The 20,053-nt window shown below is 69.7% G+C and carries 27 protein-coding genes; 11 read left to right on the top strand and 16 right to left on the bottom strand.

All coding sequences use genetic code 11. The annotated features are described in order from the left end of the window. Positions 1 to 105: 105 nt before the first annotated feature. The 3 genes from ACFYQ5_RS15980 to ACFYQ5_RS15970 all read right to left on the bottom strand — a co-directional run bounded on the left by ACFYQ5_RS15980 (position 106) and on the right by ACFYQ5_RS15970 (position 1,932). On the bottom strand, positions 106 to 771 hold the full coding sequence (locus ACFYQ5_RS15980) for a maleylpyruvate isomerase family mycothiol-dependent enzyme (RefSeq protein ID WP_389197900.1): 666 nt from the start codon (positions 769 to 771) through the stop codon (positions 106 to 108). Positions 772 to 923: 152 nt separating this feature from the next. Continuing rightward, positions 924 to 1,214, bottom strand: a complete 291-nt coding sequence (locus ACFYQ5_RS15975; protein ID WP_389197899.1) for a hypothetical protein — start codon at positions 1,212 to 1,214, stop codon at positions 924 to 926. Positions 1,215 to 1,665: 451 nt separating this feature from the next. Then, complete coding sequence (locus ACFYQ5_RS15970; protein ID WP_389197898.1) at positions 1,666 to 1,932, bottom strand: hypothetical protein; 267 nt, start codon at positions 1,930 to 1,932, stop codon at positions 1,666 to 1,668. A 187-nt stretch (positions 1,933 to 2,119) separates the two neighbouring features. Between ACFYQ5_RS15970 and ACFYQ5_RS15965 the strand changes: the two genes are divergently transcribed. Together ACFYQ5_RS15965 and ACFYQ5_RS15960 are read left to right on the top strand one after the other, a co-directional pair. After that, positions 2,120 to 2,542 (top strand): PPOX class F420-dependent oxidoreductase, encoded by a 423-nt coding sequence (locus tag ACFYQ5_RS15965; protein WP_389197897.1) that lies wholly within the window; start codon positions 2,120 to 2,122, stop codon positions 2,540 to 2,542. 35 nt (positions 2,543 to 2,577) lie between these two features. Further along, on the top strand, positions 2,578 to 2,700 hold the full coding sequence (locus ACFYQ5_RS15960) for a hypothetical protein (RefSeq protein ID WP_389197896.1): 123 nt from the start codon (positions 2,578 to 2,580) through the stop codon (positions 2,698 to 2,700). 52 nt (positions 2,701 to 2,752) lie between these two features. Here ACFYQ5_RS15960 and ACFYQ5_RS15955 read toward each other — a convergent pair whose 3' ends face one another. After that, on the bottom strand, positions 2,753 to 3,520 hold the full coding sequence (locus tag ACFYQ5_RS15955; RefSeq protein WP_389197895.1) for an NPP1 family protein: 768 nt from the start codon (positions 3,518 to 3,520) through the stop codon (positions 2,753 to 2,755). A 237-nt stretch (positions 3,521 to 3,757) separates the two neighbouring features. Next, the gene (locus ACFYQ5_RS15950; protein ID WP_389197894.1) at positions 3,758 to 4,900 is read right to left on the bottom strand and encodes a hypothetical protein; all 1,143 of its coding nucleotides are present in this window, start codon (positions 4,898 to 4,900) and stop codon (positions 3,758 to 3,760) included. Positions 4,901 to 5,036: 136 nt separating this feature from the next. Here ACFYQ5_RS15950 and ACFYQ5_RS15945 point away from each other — a divergent pair, with 136 nt between their 5' ends. Together ACFYQ5_RS15945 and ACFYQ5_RS15940 are read left to right on the top strand one after the other, a co-directional pair. After that, complete coding sequence (locus ACFYQ5_RS15945) at positions 5,037 to 6,515, top strand: hypothetical protein (protein WP_389197893.1); 1,479 nt, start codon at positions 5,037 to 5,039, stop codon at positions 6,513 to 6,515. Positions 6,516 to 6,589: 74 nt separating this feature from the next. Continuing rightward, positions 6,590 to 7,084 carry a GNAT family N-acetyltransferase gene (locus ACFYQ5_RS15940; RefSeq protein WP_389197892.1) on the top strand — a complete coding sequence of 165 codons (495 nt, stop codon included), beginning with the start codon at positions 6,590 to 6,592 and terminating at the stop codon, positions 7,082 to 7,084. Between the two features lie 93 nt (positions 7,085 to 7,177). Here ACFYQ5_RS15940 and ACFYQ5_RS15935 read toward each other — a convergent pair whose 3' ends face one another. Both ACFYQ5_RS15935 and ACFYQ5_RS15930 read right to left on the bottom strand, forming a co-directional pair. Then, positions 7,178 to 8,041, bottom strand: a complete 864-nt coding sequence (locus ACFYQ5_RS15935; protein ID WP_389197891.1) for a PepSY domain-containing protein — start codon at positions 8,039 to 8,041, stop codon at positions 7,178 to 7,180. A gap of 178 nt (positions 8,042 to 8,219) precedes the next feature. Beyond that, positions 8,220 to 8,474 (bottom strand): DUF5133 domain-containing protein, encoded by a 255-nt coding sequence (locus ACFYQ5_RS15930; RefSeq protein ID WP_389197890.1) that lies wholly within the window; start codon positions 8,472 to 8,474, stop codon positions 8,220 to 8,222. Positions 8,475 to 8,746: 272 nt separating this feature from the next. Between ACFYQ5_RS15930 and ACFYQ5_RS15925 the strand changes: the two genes are divergently transcribed. From ACFYQ5_RS15925 to ACFYQ5_RS15900, 6 genes are all read left to right on the top strand, one after another. Next, on the top strand, positions 8,747 to 9,001 hold the full coding sequence (locus ACFYQ5_RS15925) for a DUF6296 family protein (protein WP_389197889.1): 255 nt from the start codon (positions 8,747 to 8,749) through the stop codon (positions 8,999 to 9,001). A 139-nt stretch (positions 9,002 to 9,140) separates the two neighbouring features. Then, positions 9,141 to 9,902, top strand: coding sequence for a DeoR/GlpR family DNA-binding transcription regulator (locus ACFYQ5_RS15920; RefSeq protein ID WP_389197918.1), 762 nt, complete (start codon positions 9,141 to 9,143; stop codon positions 9,900 to 9,902). Continuing rightward, positions 9,899 to 10,846, top strand: a complete 948-nt coding sequence (pfkB, locus tag ACFYQ5_RS15915) for a 1-phosphofructokinase (RefSeq protein ID WP_389197888.1) — start codon at positions 9,899 to 9,901, stop codon at positions 10,844 to 10,846. Before ACFYQ5_RS15920 ends, pfkB begins: the two co-directional genes overlap by 4 nt. Positions 10,847 to 10,928: 82 nt before the next feature. Further along, on the top strand, positions 10,929 to 12,905 hold the full coding sequence (locus ACFYQ5_RS15910) for a fructose-specific PTS transporter subunit EIIC (protein WP_389197887.1): 1,977 nt from the start codon (positions 10,929 to 10,931) through the stop codon (positions 12,903 to 12,905). A gap of 54 nt (positions 12,906 to 12,959) precedes the next feature. Further along, a complete protein-coding gene (locus ACFYQ5_RS15905; protein WP_389197886.1) occupies positions 12,960 to 13,232 on the top strand; it encodes an HPr family phosphocarrier protein in 273 nt (90 codons plus the stop codon). Between the two features lie 2 nt (positions 13,233 to 13,234). Beyond that, the gene (locus ACFYQ5_RS15900; RefSeq protein ID WP_389197885.1) at positions 13,235 to 13,669 is read left to right on the top strand and encodes a protein-tyrosine phosphatase family protein; all 435 of its coding nucleotides are present in this window, start codon (positions 13,235 to 13,237) and stop codon (positions 13,667 to 13,669) included. Positions 13,670 to 13,691: 22 nt separating this feature from the next. Here the strand turns inward: ACFYQ5_RS15900 and ACFYQ5_RS15895 are convergent, their stop codons facing one another. Continuing rightward, complete coding sequence (locus tag ACFYQ5_RS15895; protein WP_389197884.1) at positions 13,692 to 13,979, bottom strand: hypothetical protein; 288 nt, start codon at positions 13,977 to 13,979, stop codon at positions 13,692 to 13,694. Between the two features lie 123 nt (positions 13,980 to 14,102). After that, positions 14,103 to 14,534, bottom strand: coding sequence for a DUF2000 family protein (locus ACFYQ5_RS15890; protein ID WP_389197883.1), 432 nt, complete (start codon positions 14,532 to 14,534; stop codon positions 14,103 to 14,105). A gap of 88 nt (positions 14,535 to 14,622) precedes the next feature. Here ACFYQ5_RS15890 and ACFYQ5_RS15885 point away from each other — a divergent pair, with 88 nt between their 5' ends. Continuing rightward, positions 14,623 to 15,426: an AraC family transcriptional regulator gene (locus tag ACFYQ5_RS15885; protein ID WP_389197882.1), complete on the top strand. Its 804-nt coding sequence runs from the start codon at positions 14,623 to 14,625 to the stop codon at positions 15,424 to 15,426. Here the strand turns inward: ACFYQ5_RS15885 and ACFYQ5_RS15880 are convergent. The 7 genes from ACFYQ5_RS15880 to ACFYQ5_RS15850 form a co-directional block, all read right to left on the bottom strand. Continuing rightward, a complete protein-coding gene (locus ACFYQ5_RS15880) occupies positions 15,396 to 15,932 on the bottom strand; it encodes a DUF664 domain-containing protein (RefSeq protein ID WP_389197881.1) in 537 nt (178 codons plus the stop codon). The genes ACFYQ5_RS15885 and ACFYQ5_RS15880 overlap by 31 nt on opposite strands. A 52-nt stretch (positions 15,933 to 15,984) precedes the next feature. Beyond that, the gene (locus ACFYQ5_RS15875) at positions 15,985 to 16,986 is read right to left on the bottom strand and encodes an alpha/beta fold hydrolase (protein ID WP_389197880.1); all 1,002 of its coding nucleotides are present in this window, start codon (positions 16,984 to 16,986) and stop codon (positions 15,985 to 15,987) included. Positions 16,987 to 17,089: 103 nt separating this feature from the next. Next, complete coding sequence (locus ACFYQ5_RS15870; protein WP_389197879.1) at positions 17,090 to 17,323, bottom strand: hypothetical protein; 234 nt, start codon at positions 17,321 to 17,323, stop codon at positions 17,090 to 17,092. A gap of 8 nt (positions 17,324 to 17,331) precedes the next feature. Then, positions 17,332 to 18,003, bottom strand: a complete 672-nt coding sequence (locus ACFYQ5_RS15865; RefSeq protein WP_389197878.1) for a TNT domain-containing protein — start codon at positions 18,001 to 18,003, stop codon at positions 17,332 to 17,334. Between the two features lie 140 nt (positions 18,004 to 18,143). Further along, entirely contained in the window at positions 18,144 to 18,581 is a 438-nt protein-coding gene (locus ACFYQ5_RS15860) for a nuclear transport factor 2 family protein (RefSeq protein WP_389197877.1), read from the bottom strand. Between the two features lie 97 nt (positions 18,582 to 18,678). Then, entirely contained in the window at positions 18,679 to 19,392 is a 714-nt protein-coding gene (locus tag ACFYQ5_RS15855) for a DUF4230 domain-containing protein (protein ID WP_389197876.1), read from the bottom strand. Between the two features lie 89 nt (positions 19,393 to 19,481). After that, entirely contained in the window at positions 19,482 to 19,997 is a 516-nt protein-coding gene (locus ACFYQ5_RS15850) for a DinB family protein (protein WP_389197875.1), read from the bottom strand. Positions 19,998 to 20,053 lie beyond the last annotated feature (56 nt).

The raw sequence follows: 20,053 nt of genomic DNA, 5'->3' as shown, positions 1-20,053 counted from the left end.
GTTCGACCACAGCCACGCGAAGGGGCGTCATCGCCGAGGGCATCTGCTGATGCGCCGGGGCCATTAACTCAGCTTCCGCGTGGCGGTCGTCGGCTGTCCGGCACGTCACGCCGTCGCGCAGCGCTCGCGGAGGAGGTCCACCCCGTCACCTTCCAGTTCGTCGAGATACGTCGAGCGCCCGGTCATGGCCATCACCAGGGCCAAGGTGGTTCCGGACACGAGAGGTCCGGCACCGGTGGTGAAGGGACCGTCCTGTGCGACGAGCCGCAGGCCGTGGACGCGCCCCTTGGCTGGTACGACGAGGTCTGAGCCCCGGTAGTAGTCGGCTACCCGTGTGACCGTTTCGATCGGGTGGTCGCGGCGGATGCCCAGCGGACGCCGGATGTCCTCCCCGTGCACGATCGTCTCCCCGAGCATGGCGATGACGGGGAGCGGCGGTTTCGTCGTACTCGGTACGACATGCCGGAATCGTTCAAGCGTCTCGCCGGGGGACGCGCCCATCTGCTCGGTCAGGCGCATGGCCACCTGTTTGTCGAAATCGAACCGGCATCGGATCACACCTGCCAGCCATCCCACGGAGTTGAGGCGTGCCCCCGCGGTGAGGTGCGCCAGTACCTGACGCACCGTCAGATCACTGCACAGCGACTGTGTGGCCCACTGTCCGTCGGATATGTCTGCGAGATCGGCCGCGAGCACCGCTCGCTCGGAGTGGACCAGCGGCCAGGCCCCTCCCTCGCGGTTGAGGTCCGCTGACGGGTTCGAATCGGTCATCCGGGCGTGTCTCCTGCCGTGAATCGTGCACTGGAGGGCCGGAACAGGAATCCTCCGGCCTGACGGTAAAGAAGGTGACTCTCGGTGTGGTGCAAAGTCATCGGTATCTGTCATCGGTGTCCCTGACCTCCGTTCGGCGCCAGCCACCGGTGTCAGCCCCCGGCACGCTTCAGCTCGACCAGGACCTTCCCGGCCTCGTCGTACACGATCAGGCTCTTCGGCAGCTGGTCGCCGTGCCCGGAAGGCATCGACATGTCGGTATACCACGCTCCCCGACCCGTCCCGCCGGCCAGGGTGACCAGGACGGCCGCATGGGCGCCCGGACCGTCACGCATGCCGAGGAGGGCCGCATCGGGTGCGGTGAAGTGGCCGACCCGGCGCTTCCGATCCCCCACGACCGTGCCGAAGGCCGGGCTCACCGAAGGCTCTTCGGTGTTCGCCATGACGCAGGGCGGCGCCGAGCTCTTCGGCTGATCGCACTGGCGGCGTAGGCCGGAGGCCTGTTCGTCCTCTTCTTCAGGTGACTCCTCGTGGGCGGGCTGCACCAGCAGCGAAAGGGGTTCTCCACCCCAACAACGCCGCCTCGCCTGGCTGCGGGTGACACCTCCGCCGATGACTTCTTCCCTCGCCCGTCGGTGAGCGGGGTGCGCCGGTCCGACGCTCCGGGCAACGGACTTCCGCGCCGTGGTGCGAAGGATGGCAGAACACCACGCTGGAGACGGGGCTCGGACCCGCGGGCGGAGCGTCACCGGCAGCTCCTCGCCACAGTCAGCGGATGACCGGTGCCACCCATCCTGGCACCGGTCTTCACGTGGTTCATCGCCGCGCTGCGTACGCGAGCCGGCGAGGTTGCGACACCCGGGTGACCGGCTTCCGAGCAGGGAGGCGGACGGCTCAGGGGCTGTCCGCCTCCCAGGCCCAGCGCCTGGGGTCGGCCGCTACGGGCCCGTACACGGCGCGTCCTCCCGCACCGAATTTCCCGAGCTCCGTGCCGAGGGCAGCGCCTATGGCGAGGCGCTCCTCGGGCCAGCCGGTCACGTCCAGCAGCAGCCCGTCCAGCGGGCCGCCCACCAGCTCCACGTAGACGTGCCCGGGCCGGGGCCCCGGATCGGGGTCGTCATGGTCGGCACCGTAGACGCGGCGCCTCATCAGTTCGTCCATGCTCCCAGCATCACAGCCACCACCGACAATCCCCCCGGCCACTGCGTGGCTGCTCCCCTCGGACGCGCAGCGTGGGGCGGTGCCGGACGACGCACCCGTCGTGTGGCAGCGTGGAGACGCGTCCTCTGAATCATCCGGTGTGATTCACCGTCACAGGGAGGACGCAGTACGAGACAGAGGAGAGAACATGTCGAAGCCGCCGCTTCCCGACGCCGCGGTAACCATGCTGCGCAAGCCCAACCCGGCTGTGATCGCAACCCTGCGGTCGGACGGGCAGCCCGTCTCGGCGGCCACCTGGTACCTCTGGGACGACGGTCGAGTGCTGGTCAACATGGACGAGGGCCGCAAGCGCCTCGACCATGTCCGCCGGGACCCTCGTGTCACCCTGACCGTGCTCGACGACTCCGACTGGTACACCCATGTGACCCTGATCGGGCGTGTCGTCGAGGTGAGCGACGACGAGGGTCTGGCCGGCATCGACCGGCTGTCCCAGCAGTACCTCGGCCAGCCTTACGCGAACCGTGACCGTGCCCGGGTCAACGCGTGGATCGAGATCGACCGCTGGCACGGGTGGGGTGGCTTCCGGGACAGCTCCCAGGCAGCGACGTAGAAGGCCGAGTCGTCGCTGCTTCCCCGATCCGGCATGTGGGAGCGACGGTCTGGGAGGAAGGAAGCGGCGGCACCTGGAACTCGTTCATGTCCTTCGCCGATCCGGACGGCAACGGATGGATGGTCCAGGAGGCACTTTCGGAGCTGTCCGCCCGCTGACGCCGGGGCGGGGCGGGCGGGCTCGAACCCGCACCCGCCCCGCCCCCGTACGTCAGGCGTTCGGGTCGAAGGGGATCCCTGCCGGGAGCGCCTTTTGGAGATGGGCGGCGAAACTGCCGTCCTTGAGTCCGAAGGTCGCGCTGCCGAAGTCTGCCTGGACCAGCTTGTCCCGCAGTCCGGCCGGGTAGCCGTTCCAGCCGACGAGGCTGGGGAACCGCCACTCTTGGTAGTGGTTCTCCGGCGGCTCGTCATTGGAATTCGCGGGGCGGAAGCAGTGGGTACTGATGCCGTCCTTGTGGTAAACGATCTTGGGGTGGCTTCCGTCCCAACGGATCTGGTCACTGGCGTAGATGTCGAAGTTCCCGTGGGCAGAGGTGGACACATAGCGTGCCTCGTTGTTCTGGACCCACACCACGACGTGCTCCCAGTCGTGCCGGTGACCGCCGAGCCCGCTGCCGGCCACCGCCTGGTCCTTCTCGAAATAGAGCCCGTACATGACCGCGCACCACCCGTTGTTGCACATGGAACGGGAATAGCCGTTGGTGTTGTCCAGATCCACGGCGTCGCGGCAACTGCCGTTGACCGCACCTGTGGTGTTGAGGCCGGGGGCTATCGTTCCGTCCGGGCCGATCGCCGGCGTGGGATAGCAGCCGTCCGTGTCGTAGTCGTACGCCGGCTGGAAGGCCTGCTCCATCGCGTCCGCGTTCGCGGGCAGCGCGCTCGGCGGGGCGGCGAGCGCGCTGCTTGCGGTGGCGATGACCAGTGCGACGGCACTGGTCACGACGAAGGTGGCCTTGCGGATGGGTGCGCTGCTTTTCACTACGTCCTCCGGGTCGGGCGCGTGTCTGTGGGGGGCACGCGCGCTACGCCTGACATGCCCACCGCGATCGTCTTGAACCCTGCGGACGCACCGAGTTCAGCACGGAACTCCGACTTCGACGAGGCCGGGGCACCCTGCTGAACGGACACGTGCCGCCGGACGGACACTGCCTGTCGGACCGGTGTACGTGGTGTCAGGGGCCGGGCACGCGAGAGCGTCGCAGGGCCCCGGCGCACCTCAGCGTGGGCGGCGGACGGCTCCGGGGGCCGTGACACCGGACGTGCCGGCCTGGACCGCCTTGCCCGGGCGCAGGGTCCAGGGCACCGGATCGGTGTTCATCAGCCATCCGTCGGCGATCAGGCGGCGGATGACGAAGATCCGTAGTTCCCGTGACATCTTCCCCCAGCCCAGCGCCTCACAGAGCTGCTTGACGGAGGGTCCGTGACCGTGCGCCGCGCGGAACGCGGCGGCGCACTCGGCGGCGACAGGCCCCTGGTCGGGGAACTTGGCCTCCCAGGAACTGAAGGCAGTACGCACCTTCTCCTTGAACTGGGCGGGAACTGCCTTGCGCATGAAGGCCTCCGACACCCTGGCCGTGGACAGGGCGCACTCGGGGCAACGCTCGACCGCCTCGACGTGCCGCCTCAGAGCCACGCTCGCACGGCCCTTCCACTCGTCCCAGTCCAGCCGCTCCTCCTCCGGCTCGTCGTGCGTGACGGGTGGCGTGTCGGCTGGGGGACGCGTTCCCGACAGATGCCGCACAGCTTGCGCCAGCAGATACCGGTCACCGTCCAACTCCGCCAGGAATCCCTTGGCGAGTAGTTCCGGCAGGGCGACCCCACAGTCCTCGGGAAGGTGGGCGGGCAGCGTGCCGTACTCGTCGGCCGGTCCATGAGCGGCCAGAAACAGCGCGGCCAGCCGTGCGGCGGTCGAGGTCTTCTTGACCGGCTTGGCGGAGAGGGTCCGGACCGTCCAGCCGGACACCCTGGAACGCATCACCTTGCCGAAGGGCAGCCGGGTGTCCGTCCGGTCGGCGAGGTCCGGCACGGAGACCCCCACAGGGGTGACGAGGTCTTCGCCGAGCAGCGCCTCCTGCCCCTGCCAGCCCAGCGCTCCGAACGCGGTGACAGCTCCCCCCGGGTCGGCCAGGCGGAGGGAACGTACGTCCTGGCCGGTGAGATTGCCGATTCCGCTCCGGGCCGCCCGGATGGCGACGACCACCGCGAGGAGTTGCGCGTCGGCCCCCTTCAGGGGCAGCGAACTCACGTAAGCCAGGAGCGTACGGGCGGCTTCTCCCTGGCGGGGCGTCAGCAGGAAGGGCTTCGGCTGCACTGCCGGTACGGCCGGGGCGGGGGACGAACTGGGAAAGGAAGGAGGCACGCCTAGTACAACGCGCGCGAGGGCCCGAGGTCACCGTTCGTACTGACATATAAAGGCACGCTTCCGTCGGCGAACGATATGAACGCAATGACGGGACCCCTGGTGAACGGCCAGGGCATGGCTAGCATCGGCCGGCATGCACCGGAATGAAAAGCCAGGAGGCAATACCGTGACCGCTTTCCTCAAGAGGCAGCGCTCACGCGGGAGGCTGTCCACCGTGACGGCGGGCTGCGTCGCAGGGGTTCTCGCCGCCGGCCTCGTCGGACCCGCCCAGCCCTCGGCTGCGACCGTGCCGCCGGCCACGGTTTCCTGCCCGGCGGACCTGGCGACAAAGGCGACGTGCTACACCGGCCAGGATTCCCACGGCGCCCACTACGCCGTCGCCATCCCCCTGGCGTGGAACGGAACGCTGGTCATGCACGCCCACGGCGGCCCCGGCCTGGGCGCGGAGTCGGACCCGCAGCGCAGCACCGACGACTTGGAGCGCTGGTCGGTCATGGTGGAGGAGGGCTACGCCTGGGCGGGCTCGGCCTACCGCCGCGGCGGATACGGAACGAGGATGGCGGCCTCGGACACGGAGAATCTGCGCCGGCTGTTCACGGAGAGGTTCGGGCGCCCGGACACCACGCTGATTCACGGGCAGTCCTGGGGCGGGAACGTGGCGGCGAAGACCATCGAGATGTACGGGACCGGCGCCGACTCGCCTTACGACGGCGCCCTGCTCACCAACGGCGTCCTGGCGGGGGGTTCCCGTGGTTACGACTACCGGGTGGATCTCCGCGCCGTCTATCAGTACTACTGCCGCAATCACCCTCGCCCGTCCGAGCCGTCGTACCCCCTGTGGATGGGGCTCCGTCAGGATTCGGCGATGACCGGTGCGGGGCTGCGTGCCAGGCTCCAGGAGTGCACGGGTTACGCCTCGCAGCCTGCGGACCGGACTCCGCTGCAGCAGCGGAACCTGGACGACATCCTCGCGGTCACCAAGATCCCCGAGCGGACACTCGAGTCGCACCTCTCTTTCGCGACCTTCACGTTCCGCGACATCGTGCGACGAGTCGGCCTGCGCAGCCCTTTCAGCAACCGGGACGTGCACTACCGCGGGTCGCACGACGACGCCGCGCTCAACGCCGGGGTCGAGCGGTTCTCCGCCGACCCCTCCGCGCGGCGTGACCTGTCCTACGACAGCGACCTGACGGGCGCGGTGACCGTCCCCGTGCTCACGATGCACGCCATCGACGACCCGACCGCCTTCGTCGAGCACGAAGCGGCGTACCTCGACAGTCTGAAAGGCGCTCACCGCGACCGTCACCTCGTGCAGACCTACACCCAGGAGAGCGAGCACAGCGGGCTCAGTACTGCGGAGTACGCCAGCGCGGTCTCGGCACTGTCCGGCTGGGTACGAACGGGTCGCAAGCCCACGCCGGCTTCCGTCGCGTCCTCCTGCCCCGGCTTCGACTCGGAGTACGGGACCGGCTGCTTCTTCCGGCCGGACCATCAGCCGTCCTCCTATGCCTCGCGGGTGAACCCCCGTGCGGGAGCCACGCAGTGGCCCGCGATGCCCCGGGCACAGGAAAGGAAGTGGAGCCGCCTCGAGGACGTGGGGATCGCACCCTGAGCGGTGCACGCGGGCAGGGGCAGGGCAGGCGATAAAGGTGTGCTCCGGCGGACGGGGCTGGATATCGTCGCCCCATGACCGTCCTCGAGCGACTTCGCCCTGATCACGCTCCTGCCCTGCTCGCCTTCGAGCAGGAGAACCGCGCATACTTCGCCGCTTCGATCCCTGACCGGGGAGACGACTTCTTCGCCGGGTTCGCCGCGCGGCATGCCGAGCTGCTCGCGGAACAGGAGGCCGGGATGCACCACTTCCACGTATGGGCGGACGGCGAGGGGGCAGTGCTGGGGCGGGTCAACCTGGTCGGCGTCGCGGACGGCTCGGCCGAGCTCGGGTACCGCGTCGCCGAGCGCGCGGCGGGGCAGGGTCTGGCCACGTCGGGGGTCCGCAGGATGTGCGCGCTGGCTTTCGCGGAGTACGGCCTGACCGCCCTCCGGGCCAAGACGACGGTGGACAACGCGGGTTCGAGGAGGGTACTGGACCGTGCGGGCTTCGTTGCGGCAGGCGCGATCACACTGATGGGCAAGCCTGGGCTGCGCTTCACCCGTGACCTCGCGGATCCACGCAGCTGAGCCCGGGGGTCGCGCCGGCCGGTGCGCGCCGCGAACGCACATCGGTGGCGCACCGCGCTGCGGCCGCCACCGATGTGCCCGTTCGTGCTGTGCTCAGTTGTCGTCGACCTGCTCGTCCGTGATCGTGCCCTTGGCCGCGTCCACGTCGAAGGTGGTCTTCTTCCAGTCCTTGGAGACCACGTCGACCTGCCAGACCAGGGCCTGGCTGTCGTTCTCGTCGAGGGCGATCGAGGTCACCCAGCCCTTGGTCTTGTCCGTGGCGACCTTGGCAGCCTGCTCAGGGGTCTGCGTCGCCTTGGAGATCTGGTCCGCGAGCTCCTGCTTGTCGGCGTCGCTCTGATCGGCGTCCGGCGCGGAATCGATGACGTCACCGGACACCGCGTCGATCGTCACCTTGTGCGCGGTGCCGTCCTCCTCGACGACCTCCGCGACCCACTTGGGGCTGCCGGGGCTGCCGCTCGGGCTCGGGCTGCCGGTGGCCTCGGGACTCGGGCTGGCGCTTCCGTCCGGGCTGGGACTGCCGGTCGGGCTGCCCGTCGGGCTGCCTGTCGGGCTGCCTGTCGGACTGGGACTGCCGGTGGCTTCGTCCTCGTCGTCGAGGCCCTTGAGGTCCAGATCGGTCAGCTTGCCACCGGACACCTCACCGACGGCCGTCGTGGCGGCCTTGTCGAAGGTGACCTTCACGGTCGACAGCAGTTCCTTGCGCTTGGTCTGGTCCTCGGTCAGCTGCGCCGTCTCGGAGGGGCTGCCCGAAACGCTCCCGGAAGGGCTGGCCGTCTGGTTCGGAAGGACCTTCGCAGCCTCTGAGGTCTCCGCGGCTGTCTTGTCACCGCTGTCCTGACCGCAGCCGGTCACGAGGGTGGCGGCGAGAGCAGCGGCGCACAGGGCGCCTCCGGCGAGGCGGAGCCGGTGGGTACGCGGGGAAACGGTCTTGGTTCGGCGGGGCTCAAATCTCATGCTTGCATGCCTAGCCTCCTCTGCTAACAGTCATGTTGTTCGACCGGCGGGTGTCACCCGTTCGACGGCGCCGTCCGCCCATTCGGCGTGTCGTGCCGCCGGGCACCCGACGGCCGCCCGCACGAAGAAAAGCGCCGGTTCGGGAGAACCGACGCATTTCCCAAGGAACTGTGCGACGTCAGGCGGTCAGCTGCACCTCGGCAGGCATGGACGCCGGGCCCAGCGATCCCGCCGAAGGGACGGCGCGCAACTGCGCCGCCGCGGCGGCCAGTGCGTCGGGCACGGTCCTGGTCCCGGTGGTGACGCAGAGGGTGTACGAGACGTCGTCGAGTCGACGGCTGCTCTCGGAAGTGCCCAGCCGTGCATGGGTGCTTCGCAGTGTCTCGTAGCGCTTGACGAGATTCCGCAGCGTTGCGGGATTGGCCATCAGCACGGCAGTTCCTCTCCACAGGGCGGCCGGGTGCCGCTGGGCCCCGCGCCGACGAAGTCCGATCGCGCCGGCGGTACCCGCCTGGCGTCACGGGCGGCCGTGCGAAGCTGACAGCACGCGTCCGATCCCTTGCAGATGATGGTCACCCCGCCTCACCCATTCCGCATCCGCAACCACGGACGGTCATCCGGTGGTACTCCCGAGCGCCATGTGCGCCGGTGGGAAACAATGGGGGTGACGGGCGGGCTGCTGCCGGCCCGGTCGGGAGGTCGGTCATGGACTATCCGGAGCGATACGAGCTCATCTTCCAGGCGGGCGGCGCCGAGGACGACGTGGTCGTCGTCCATCTGACGGCACGCTCCGGTGCGGGTGGTTATCCGGTCTACGAGGACGAGACCGGGATCGTGCGCGCCGAGATCAGCGAGCGCAGCGAGGTCCGCATGCTCGCGAGCGGGGGCCATCAGGTCCTGGGCACACCGCTGCTGGCCCGGCCGCTCGGTCCGAGAACGGCCGGTCACGGCACCGGCTGAGGAACTGCGGAGCGCCGAATCGCCATACCTGAAGTCCGTTCACGCCCACAACTCGCCCGAATGTGTTTACTTTCCTGAAGCACGGCCGTAGTCTGCCGGTGAAACCACAGACTCGGGCATGAAACGGAAACGTAACCACATGTACGCACCGGAGCGGCAGCAAGAGATTCTCCGCCTCGCCGGCGAGAGCGGGCGCGTCGATGTGCTGTCCCTGGCGGAGCAGTTCCAGGTGACCGCGGAGACGGTACGGCGTGACCTCAAGGCTCTCGACCGGGCGGGACTCCTCCGCCGGGTGCACGGCGGGGCGATTCCGGCCGGACGGCTCGGTTTCGAACCGGACCTCGCCGAGCGCGACACCGTGGCCGCCGACGAGAAGGACCGCATCGCCGCCGCCGCCCTGGGCGAACTCCCGGTCGAGGGCAACATCATCATCGATGCCGGGACGACGACCGTCAGGCTGGCGTCCTCCGTCCCGATCGACTCGCGTCTCACCGTGGTCACCCATGCCCTGCCGGTGGCCGCGCGCCTCGCCGACCATCCGGGGATCGCGTTGCATCTGGTCGGCGGCAGGGTCCGGCACCGCACCCGCGCGGCAGTCGGCGCCTGGGCGCTGAGCGCATACGCCGAGATCAACGCGGATGTCGTCTTCCTCGCCACGAACGGCTTCTCTCCCGAGGGCGGCCTGACCACCCCGGATCTCGCCGAGGCCGCCGTGAAACGTGCCGTGATCGCGGCGGCCCGCAGGGTGGTACTCCTCGCCGACTCGGGCAAGTCCGGTCAGGAGCACTTCGCGCGCTTCGGCGATCTCTCCCACGTAGACCTGCTGATCACCGATACGGGGCTGAGCCCCGAGGACGCCCGGGCCATCGAGAGCCGGGGCACGGAAGTGGTACGCGCATGATCCTGACCGTCACCCCCAATCCGAGCCTGGACCGCACGTACGAACTTCCGGGGCTCACCCGTGGCGCGGTCCTGCGGGCCACGGCGGACCGTGTCGATCCCGGCGGCAAGGGCGTCAACGTCTCCCGCGCGGTAGCCGCCGCCGGGCACCGCACGGTGGCCGTCGCACCGCTGGGCGGACCCGAGGGCGCGTTGCTGGCCCGGCTGCTCGGCGAGCACGGCATCGAGGCCGCCGGTGTACCGATCGTCGGCAGCACCCGCGTCAACATCACCCTCGTCGAACCCGGCGGCACGCTGACGAAGGTCAACGCGGCGGGTCCCGAGATCGCGCCGGCAGAGGCCGAGCGCCTGCTGGACACCGTCCGGGCCCGGTCGGCGGGCGCGGACTGGATCGCCTGCTGCGGAAGCCTGCCGCGCGGACTTCCGCCGCAGTGGTACGCCGAAATGGTCGCCCACAGCCACCGGGCCGGCGTCCGGATCGCTCTCGACACCTCCGGTGCGGCCCTCGTAGCGGCGTTGCGTGAGCGGCCGGACGTGGTCAAGCCGAACACCCAGGAGCTCGCCGAGGCCGTAGGCCGTCCGCTCGCGACGGTCGGTGACGCGCTCAAGGCCGCACGGGAACTGTGCGAGCTCGGGGCACGGTCGGTGCTCGCCAGCTTGGGTGCCGTCGGCCAGCTGCTGGTGGAACCGTCCGGAGCGTACTTCGCCGTCGCGCGGGTGGATGCGGTCCGCAGCGACGTCGGTGCCGGCGACGCCTCGCTCGCGGGGTTCCTCTCCGCAGGCGGAACGGGCCGGGCGGCACTGTCCGCCGCGGTGGCCCACGGCGCCGCAGCCGTGCAGCTGCCGGGCAGCTCCATGCCGACCCCCGCCGACCTCGATCCGTCCTCGGTGGTCACCACCAGGGACATCCCCATGGACCTGGCACTCATGGGGCAGGCCCCATGACCTCCGTAATCCCTGTCCAGCCGTACGACTCCCCCGTCCCCCGCGCCGTCCCCAGGGCGGTCCACGAGCAAGGAGCCCCGCGATGAGTGAGCTGATCACCGCGGAACTGGTCGACCTCGATCTGTCCGCCGAGACCAAGAGCGATGCTGCCCGTTCACTGGCCGGACGGATGGTCGCGGCCGGCCGCGTCACCGACCTCGACGGCTTTCTCGCCGATGTGGCGGCCCGCGAGGCCCAGATGCCGACCGGTCTGGACGGAGGAATCGGCATTCCGCACTGCCGCAGCGAGCACGTCGAGGCACCGACACTGGCCTTCGGCCGCAGTTCGAGGGGCATCGATTTCGGTGCTGCGGACGGGCCTGCGGATCTCGTCTTCCTGATAGCGGCGCCCGCGGGCGCTGACGACGACCACCTCACGATTCTGTCGAGCCTGGCCCGCCGGCTCATGGACCCCGGATTCACGGAGGCGCTGAGGTCGGAGGGCGATGCCGCCGCCGCAGCGGCCCTGATCCGCGGCGAGGAGATTCCCCCGACGGTGGTGCGGGACCAGGAAGAAGCGGCGGAGACGAAGACGGTCGAGCCGTTCCGCATCGTCGCCGTCACGTCCTGCCCGACCGGAATCGCACACACGTACATGGCCGCCGAGTCGCTGGAGGCCGCCGCACGCGACCAGGGTGTCGTGCTGAACGTCGAGACCCAGGGATCAGCCGGGTTCGAGCGGCTGGATCCGGCGGTGATCGCCGCCGCGGACGCGGTCATCTGGGCACACGACGTCGACGTGCGGGAGAAGGCGCGATTCGGCGGCAAGCCGGTGGTCGACACCGGGGTCAAGGCAGGGATCAACCGCCCCGCCGAGCTCATCGCAGAGGCCCGGCGCAAGGCCGAGCGGGGAGAGATCAGCAGGCTTCCCGACGACCACGACGGGCCGGAGGTCTCTACGGGCGGTTCAGCGGGAACGACCGGACACTTCGGCGTCCGGCTGCGGACCTATCTGATGTCCGGTGTCAGTTACATGGTGCCGTTCGTCGCGGCCGGCGGCCTGCTCATCGCTCTCTCCTTCGCCATCGGCGGCTACGAGATCGCGAGCGCGAAGTCGGTGGCCGACCACTTCGTCTGGGGCGAGGCGGACAGCTGGGCTGCCCTGCTGAACCAGATCGGTACGGCCGCGTTCGGCTTCCTGGTCCCGGTGCTTGCTGGATACATCGCCTACGGAATGGCGGACCGGCCGGCGCTCGTCCCCGGTTTCGTCGGCGGCGCCATCGCGCTCACCATCGACGCGGGCTTCCTCGGCGGTCTGGTCGCGGGTCTGCTGGCCGGTGCGGCGGTAATGGCGATCCAGCGGGTGAAGGTGCATCCCACGCTGCGCGGCATCATGCCGGTGCTGGTGATCCCTCTCCTCGCGTCGATCGCGGTCGGCTTCCTGATGTTCGTCGTGGTCGGCAAGCCGATCGCCTCTCTCCAGAACGCCCTCACCGACTGGCTGAACGGGCTGTCGGGCTCCAACGCGGTCATCCTGGGCGTCGTCCTCGGCCTGATGATGTGCTTCGACATGGGCGGCCCGCTGAACAAGGTGGCCTACGCCTTCGCCGTCGGCGGTCTGGCCGATCCGACGCCCGGCAGTCTCAAGGTCATGGCCGCGGTGATGGCGGCCGGGATGGTGCCTCCGCTGGCGATGGCCCTCGCCACGACCTTGCGACGCGGGCTGTTCACCCGGACCGAGCGGGAGAACGGCAGGGCGGCGTGGGTGCTGGGCGCCTCGTTCATCACCGAGGGCGCGATCCCGTTCGCCGCGGCGGATCCCCTTCGGGTGATCCCGTCCGTGATGGCCGGCGGCGCGGTCACCGGCGCGCTGTCCATGACCTTCGGCTGTACGCTCCGCGCTCCGCACGGCGGTGTGTTCGTCGTCCCGCTCATCGGCGAGCCGTTCCTCTACCTGCTGGCCATCGCCGCCGGCACCGCCGTGTCCACCGCTCTGGTCGTCGCCCTCAAGGGCATGCGGCGGGACCCGAAGAGCGCGGCCCAGGCCGACGCCGGGTCCGACGTCACCGTGGCCGCCTGATCCCCGCCCCTCCCCCGAACCGCAGATCCCCTCTTCACCCCAGGAGTGAACCCCGTGTACCAGCGCACCGTCTCCGTCGGCTCCCGTAGCGGCCTGCACGCCCGCCCCGCCTCACTCTTCGTCCAGGCCGCCATGCGTCAGCCGGTCGCCGTCACCGTCGCACGCGAGGGCAGCGACCCGGTCGACGCCCGGAGCATGCTCTCGGTCCTCGCCCTGGCGGCTCAGCACGGCGATCTGCTGGTGCTGTCCGCCGTGGGCGAAAGCGCGCCGGACGCGGTGGAGGAGCTGGCTAGCCTGCTGTCCCAGGACCTCGACGGCAAGGACTGAGTATGACGGAGACGTGGGATCCGCCGGGTGAGGGCGTCATGCGGCTGCCGTCGGCACGGCTGGTCCGCGGCCGCGGTCTGAGGCGTCCGCTCCCCGCCGGGCCCGAGCCCACCTTCACGGTTCATCTGCTGGGTGGTCCGCCACCCCCGGTGGCCTGGGAATCGCGGTGGTTGCGCTGGCCCGACTTCCGTCTCCCCTCCGACAGGGAGGCGGCACGCACCCTGCTCGAGGACGCGTGGAGCCGGGCTCCGGGTGAGCGGGTCGAGGTCGCGTGCGGAGGGGGCCGGGGGCGGACCGGTACGGCTCTGGCCTGCCTGGCCGTGCTGGACGGGGTTCCGGCGGAGGAGGCGGTCGCCTACGTCCGACGGAACTATCACCCCAAGGCGGTGGAAACACCTTGGCAGCGGCGTTATGTGGTGCGCTTCGCGGGATTGTGACGGCTGCCGCCGACCGTGAGGGTCACTCCACCGCGTGCGGAGCCGGAACCGTGGCTCCGCCGCCGGCGCGTACCGCCTCGACGACGTTCTGATGGAGAGCCCTGCTCGCTTCCTCGGACGGGCACGGCACCGGACTGCCGGCCAGTGTGAACCAGTCCGAGGCGCCGCTGTACTGAACGGCCACCTCAGCCTGCTCCTCGGTCCACGTCGTGTGTACGGTCAGATCACCGCTCACGACACCTACCTCTTCGGTGCGCACTCCGCCGGTTCCCGCGAAGACACCGAGGGTGGTCCACGATGCCCAGTTCATGACGCGTCGCCTTTCGGGACAATGACAAGCCTGTCAAGCGGACTTGCCTCGAGTATGGCACCGGGGACCATCACCCGCACGGGTGTGTCCGTACGTATCCGCTCGGTGACGCCGGGGCGCCGGTCAGGGATGCATCGACGCACCCTTGAGGATCTTGTCCACGGCGTTGCGCGGCCCGTACACGGCCAGGCCCACCAGGTCCATCCCGTCCTGGCGCACCGCCCGGACGGCCGCCCTGTTGGCCTCGTCGTGGCCGGTCGTGAAGAGGTCGGACGTGAACACGGCCAGGGTCGCGCCCCTGCCGACCGCCTTGGTGTGCGCCGTGGTCAGGAGTTCCTTGGACCCGGCGAACACGAGAACGGGCTGCCGGAACATGGGCAGGTACGGGGTGCCGTCGGCGTCGGCGTACGGCTCGCCGATCACCTCGGGCACCTGTGTGCCGAGACCGCTCACCAGGAAGGCGGTGACGTTGAGGCGCTGCCAGGTCTCGAGGTCGTCGCGGAGCAGCACAGCGATCTTGGTGTCGAAGCGGACGGGTGCGTTGTCGTCGGTCATGCGAGGAGTCTGCCGAGCCCGGCCGCCGGCCGTCTTGTACGAAGTTTGCAGGCCGCGGTGGCCTGTGACGCTCTTGTATCCTTCGCCCATGGGTGCACGTCCGGACATCACCGCGTGGCGTCCGCGCGTCGAGGGAATCGACGAGGTCTTCCACGCGCACTTCGCCGATCACGCGTACCCCATGCACACGCACGACGCGTGGACGCTGCTCATCGTCGACGAGGGAATGGTCCGCTACGACCTCGACCGACATGAGCACGGGGCGCCCAGCTCGGTGGTGACACTGCTTCCCCCACATGTTCCGCACAACGGCGGTGCGGCGACTCCCGGAGGGTTCCGCAAACGTGTCCTGTATCTGACCACCTCACAGATCGACGCGGATCTCATCGGGCGCGCGGTCGGCCGGCCCGTACTGCGGGATCCACGGCTGCGCCGGCGTGTCCACCAGCTCCACCGGACGCTCGAGAGCCCCGGGGACGAGCTGGAGGCTCAGAGCCGTCTCGCGCTCGTTTCCGAACGTCTTTCCGGTCACCTGCGCGACGAGCCGGTCGCCCCGCAGGTGACCGACCGCCGGGTCGCGTACGAGCTCCGGGATCTGCTCGACGACCGCTTCGTCGAAGGGCTGACGCTCCGCGAGGCCGCGGAGCGGCTGCACACCCATCACACGCACCTGGTGCGGGCGTTCAGCCGGGAGTTCGGCATGGCCCCGCACCAGTACCTGACAGGGCGTCGCGTCGATCTGGCCCGGCGTCTGCTGCTGGGTGGGATGCGCGCGCCGGAGGTCGCGGCCTCGGCCGGTTTCTACGACCAGTCGCACTTCTCCCGGCACTTCAAGCGGGTGGTCGGCACGAGTCCGGGACACTACGCGCGCACCGGATCGGCGACCGCCTGACGGCGCTCCAGCACTCCGCGGACGAACGCCGCCTGACCGGCGTGCTGCAGGTCGTCCGCGATGACACTGATCAACCGCACGCCGAGGGTCACCGGCGGCGACCAGGCCTCGTCCACGACGCGGTCCAGGGCCCGGCCGTCGAGTCCGCGGACGAAGCCGAGGGTCTGCTCGTGCACGGCGTCGAAATAGCCGAGGAGGAGGTCACCCGATGCCACCTTCACAAAACCCACCTCCGCGCTGCTGTGGCCGTAGCCGGTCGCCCCCTTCTCGAGGGGCAGTTCGAAGCGGGACGCCCAGTCCTTCGCGAACCAGATCTGCTCGGTCCCGGCCGCGTCGGCGACGTGATCGTCCTGCACGCGTGCGAGGTGCCATACGAGCCAGGCGATGGAATTCGCCTCGTCGTCGAGCCTGGCGTCGAGGTCCTCGGGGGAGAGATCCTCGACGGCGGCGTGCACCGCTTCATGAATACGTTCGAACGCATCGGCGAGAATGCCTGCACTGTTCATACGACCACCATGGCCGCTCCGCGCACGGCGCCCCGGCTTCGACACGCGGCTGTCACGCGTGCACGGTGTGCAGCCACTTGGTCAGCAGGGCGTTGACCTCTGCGGGGCGCTCCTGCTGGATCCAGTGTCCGCACCCGTCCAGGATGTGCGAGGAGACCAGGCCCGGAAGCGTCGTGGGAAATGCGGCGATGGCGCCGGCCATCCAGGTGGTGGAGGAGTCGAGGGCACCCCCGATGAAGAGGGCGGGACAGGTGAGGCGGGCTCCGTCCCAGGCTGCCAGGTCCTCCCAGTCGCGGTCGACGTTCCGGTAGCGGTTGAGCCCGCCGGTGAGGCCGGTCCGCTCGAAGTCGGCGCTGTAGACGTCCAGTTCCCTCTCCGTGAGCCAGGCCGGCAAGGCACCGCCGGTGAAGCGGTCACGCATGGCCGCTCCGGCGGGCACGAAGAAGGGGCTGTCCGTTCCCGGCGGCGGCATCGTGTCACCGGAGAGGGAGGTGTAGAACCCCGCAAGCCATCCGCGTACATCGGGTTCGATCTCCGCCTCGGCGCGGCCGGGCTGCTGGAAGTAGCTGACGTAGAACTCTTCGCTCCCGCCCATGCGGGCGAAGCCGTCCGTGGGCCGGACCCCGTTCCAGGGAGCGTAGGGGACGCTGAGCATGGCCACGGCCGTGAACATGTCGGGCCGCAGCAGCGCACTGTCGGCGGCGACGGACGAGCCCCAGTCGTGGCCGATGACCGTCGCGGTCTCCTCACCCAGGGCGTGCACGACACCGACCGTGTCGGCGACGAGGGCCGTCATCCGGTAGGCGTCCACGGGGCCGGGGGCCGAGGACCGCCCGTAGCCCCGGACGTCGACGGCCACCGCGCGGAAACCCGCCGCGGCGACGGCGGAGATCTGGTGGCGCCAGGAGTATGAGGTCTCGGGGAAGCCGTGGACCATGAGGACGAGGGGGCCGGTCCCCTGTTCCAGGAGATGGATCCGGCCTCCGGGGACGTCCACCAGTCGGTGGACCGCCCCGGGGACGGTGGTGGAGGGCTCGGCGACGGGCTGCGGCATGGTGTCTCCTCGGACTCTCGGGGCCGGCTGTGTGACCATCATTCGGCGCCCCGGCCGCATCGCCAAGAGAACTTGCCGTTACGGCAAACCTGCCGCGCCCCCATCAGACGAGCAGGCCCAGGAGGTGCGCGCAGGCCGACGCCTCGTCCGGGTGACGGGCGATCACCTCGTAGGTGCCGCGCTCGTACGCGCCGGTCTCCCACACCCCGTCGGGGGTCTTCCTCAGGTACAGGAAGTCCGGGGGTGTGGGAGCCGGTTCGTGCACGCCTTCGATGCGGTAGTAGCCGTCGGCCACGCCGGCCGCGTGAAGTGCCGCGCGCAGTTCCCGGCGCTCCACGGCCGGGACTACGCGCCCACGACGGTGAGGTAGTCGTGGTCCAGCAGCCACTTCACGTTGAGCCGCTGTCCGGCGCCCGGGTCGAGGAAGACGGCGTCGAGCTTGATCTGCTGGCCTCCGCCGGGCTGCTCGAACCATGGTGCGATGCTGCCCTGCCAGACCCAGAACGGCTTGGCGACCTTGTAGACGCGGTAGTCACAAGAGGCCGCGGCGTCACGGGTGTTGAGGTTCTGAGGGGGCAGGGCGCGCTCCTTGTAGGCGTCCCCGGCCGGTGCGAGGTAGCCGCCGTACTCCGATCCGAAGCGGTCCAGACGCTGGCCGGTGCGCAGCTTCGCGGGCTCCTTGTCGATCTCACCGTTGACTTCGGCGAAGCCGTCGTCGGGCGGGTACTTCCAGCTTCCCGTGTCCGCCGGACCTTCCCAGTACTTGTTCAGGAAGGCGGAGGGAGACAGGCCGCCCGTGCGCTTGTAGCCCTTGAGCAGCGGGCCTACGGGTGCCTGCTTCGTGGAGGGCAGCCACTTGGGACCCAGCCGCGCGTCCCCGAGGAACTCACCGGTGCAGGGGTCGTGGCGGACGGCCGCCGTGGTGCGGTGCTCGCTCGGCGCGGCGTTCGCGGCGGGAGCGGTCACCAGCCCTGCGGCGATGCCGAACGCGGCAAGTGCTGTGCGGATACGGTTCATTCGGAGTTCCCCTCGGATGCCGATGCCGATGCCGATACATTCTCGGCGAGCTCACGTAGGGTAACCGACCAGCTCCGTAACGCGTTTACGCCATGCCGTGCGGTGCCCGACCGGGCCAACCCTGGCCGGGCCCCGCTTCGTCAGTGTGCCGTTCCGTCCGGTACGAGGCCGTCTGCGGCGAGCCCTTGCAGGACGGCCTCACCCAGCGCCTGGACCGCGGACATCGGGCGGACCATCACGGTGAACTCCTTGATCCGGCCGTCCTGGCCGAACTGGAGCAGGTCGATCCCGTGGATCTCCTTGCCGTTCACCGTCGCCTTGAACAGCAGGATCTCCGAGGGCTCCGGGGTGTCGCCCACGCTGGTAGCGGCCTCACCTTCGAAGTGCCCGATGTAGCGGAAGTCCTCGAACGTGCGCAGAAGTACGCCGAAGAGGCCGAGCACCATCGGCCTGCCTTCGAAGGGCGTGAACTTCACCGGACTGAAGAGGCGGATGTCCTCCGTGAACAATGCCTCCAGTGCCGCCTGATCACCCTTCTCCACGGCGGCCCTGAAGCGTTGTGCGGTTTCGGCGCTCATGTTCATCACTCCCCGGCTTCTGACGGCCGCCGGAACGGCCGTTCGCTCCGGTGAGTGTGGCGCAGGCCGACAGGGCCGGTGGAGGCGGGGCGGGGGGTCAGCCCGGCGGATCGGCGTAGCGCACGGTGACCTTCTCGAATCCGAGCGAACCGAGCAGGCCCTGGAGCATCGAGGCGGTGTTCTTCTCGGCCCTTTCCGTGAGGCCGCTCTCCTCGGCGGCCTTTCCGATGTGCCGGGCCGCCAGCTTGTTGACCGCTTGTTCACTGCCGGGGTTGTCGGAGAAGAGGTCGCCGAGCCGGTCGAGGAGGCCACGCTGCTTGGACACGGCGTAGGAGCGGTCCGGGTCCAGGGCGGGCTTGCCCAGCACCGCGTGGGGCAGGACGAGTTCGGCCGTGGTGCGGTCCTCGTTGACCCTCACGCCGCCGGCCCCGACCTTGCCGAGGTCGACGGAGGCACCGACGGTGCCCGCGCCGACGTACAGCGTCCGGGTGCCCCGGATGACGTCGGGCAGGTATGCGGCGTCCTTCTCCAGGTCGACGACGACCTGGAAGTTGCCGGACGCGGCCTCGTACGCGCTCATGTCCTGGATGGACTTGAGCACTGCGGGGCCGGAGCGGTCGGTGCTCTCCTCCTCGAGGAGACCGTCGAACCCCGGTAGCAGGCTGATCCGGGAGCCCAGGAGCAGCAGGACGAGGCCCGCCGCGCACACGCCGGCGAACGGCAGGCATCCTCGCAGGCGGGCTCGGCGGCGCGGCGTGCCACCGTGGCCGGGGTCCCCGGAGCCGTCAGTCCTTACATCAGTGGACGTCATGTCTTCCGTGTGACCCCGTCCGGGGTTTTCAGTCCGCCTGCGCGGCCGACTACCTCACATCCTTTACAGCCATGCGGCTTCGGGCGGGCTCAGGCTCCCGTGGTGCCGTCCAGTCGTTCTCTCAGCAGGTCGGCGTGCCCGATGTGGCGCGCGTATTCGGCGATCATGTGGACGTACACCGTGCGCAGCGAATAGACAGATCCCTTCCGGGTGAAGGTGGCGTCGAGCGACGCGCCTGCCGCTGCCTCGTCGGCGAGGCGGATCTCCTCGACGAGACGGGCGTAGTCGTCGGGGGCGCGGTCCGGTGAGAGGTCCTCGAAGTCCGCGTCCTTCCCCTTGTCCGGGTCGTACATCGAGGGCACCGAGAGGCCCGTGAGCCCCTCGCGGAACCAGATGCGTTCCACCTTGGCCATGTGCCGGACCAGGCCGAGCAGGGTCAGGTTGGACGGCTCGACGGTCTGCTCGGCGAGCTGCCGACCCGTCAGGCCCGCGCATTTCTGCAGCAGGGTGCTGCGGTAGAAGGCCAGAAAACGGGTCAGGGTCTCGCGCTCGCCTCCGGTGAGCGGTCCGACGGTGCGGGTGGTTTCGGGAGCTGTCCATGTCATCGCGTGATCATGCCTCCCACCGGCCGTTCGCGCGAGGCCCCCGGCCGGACGAGCGG

The sequence above is a fragment of the Streptomyces sp. NPDC005794 genome, assembly GCF_042871445.1.
Classification (GTDB): domain Bacteria; phylum Actinomycetota; class Actinomycetes; order Streptomycetales; family Streptomycetaceae; genus Streptomyces.
This window is presented reverse-complemented; position numbering and strand designations above follow the sequence as displayed.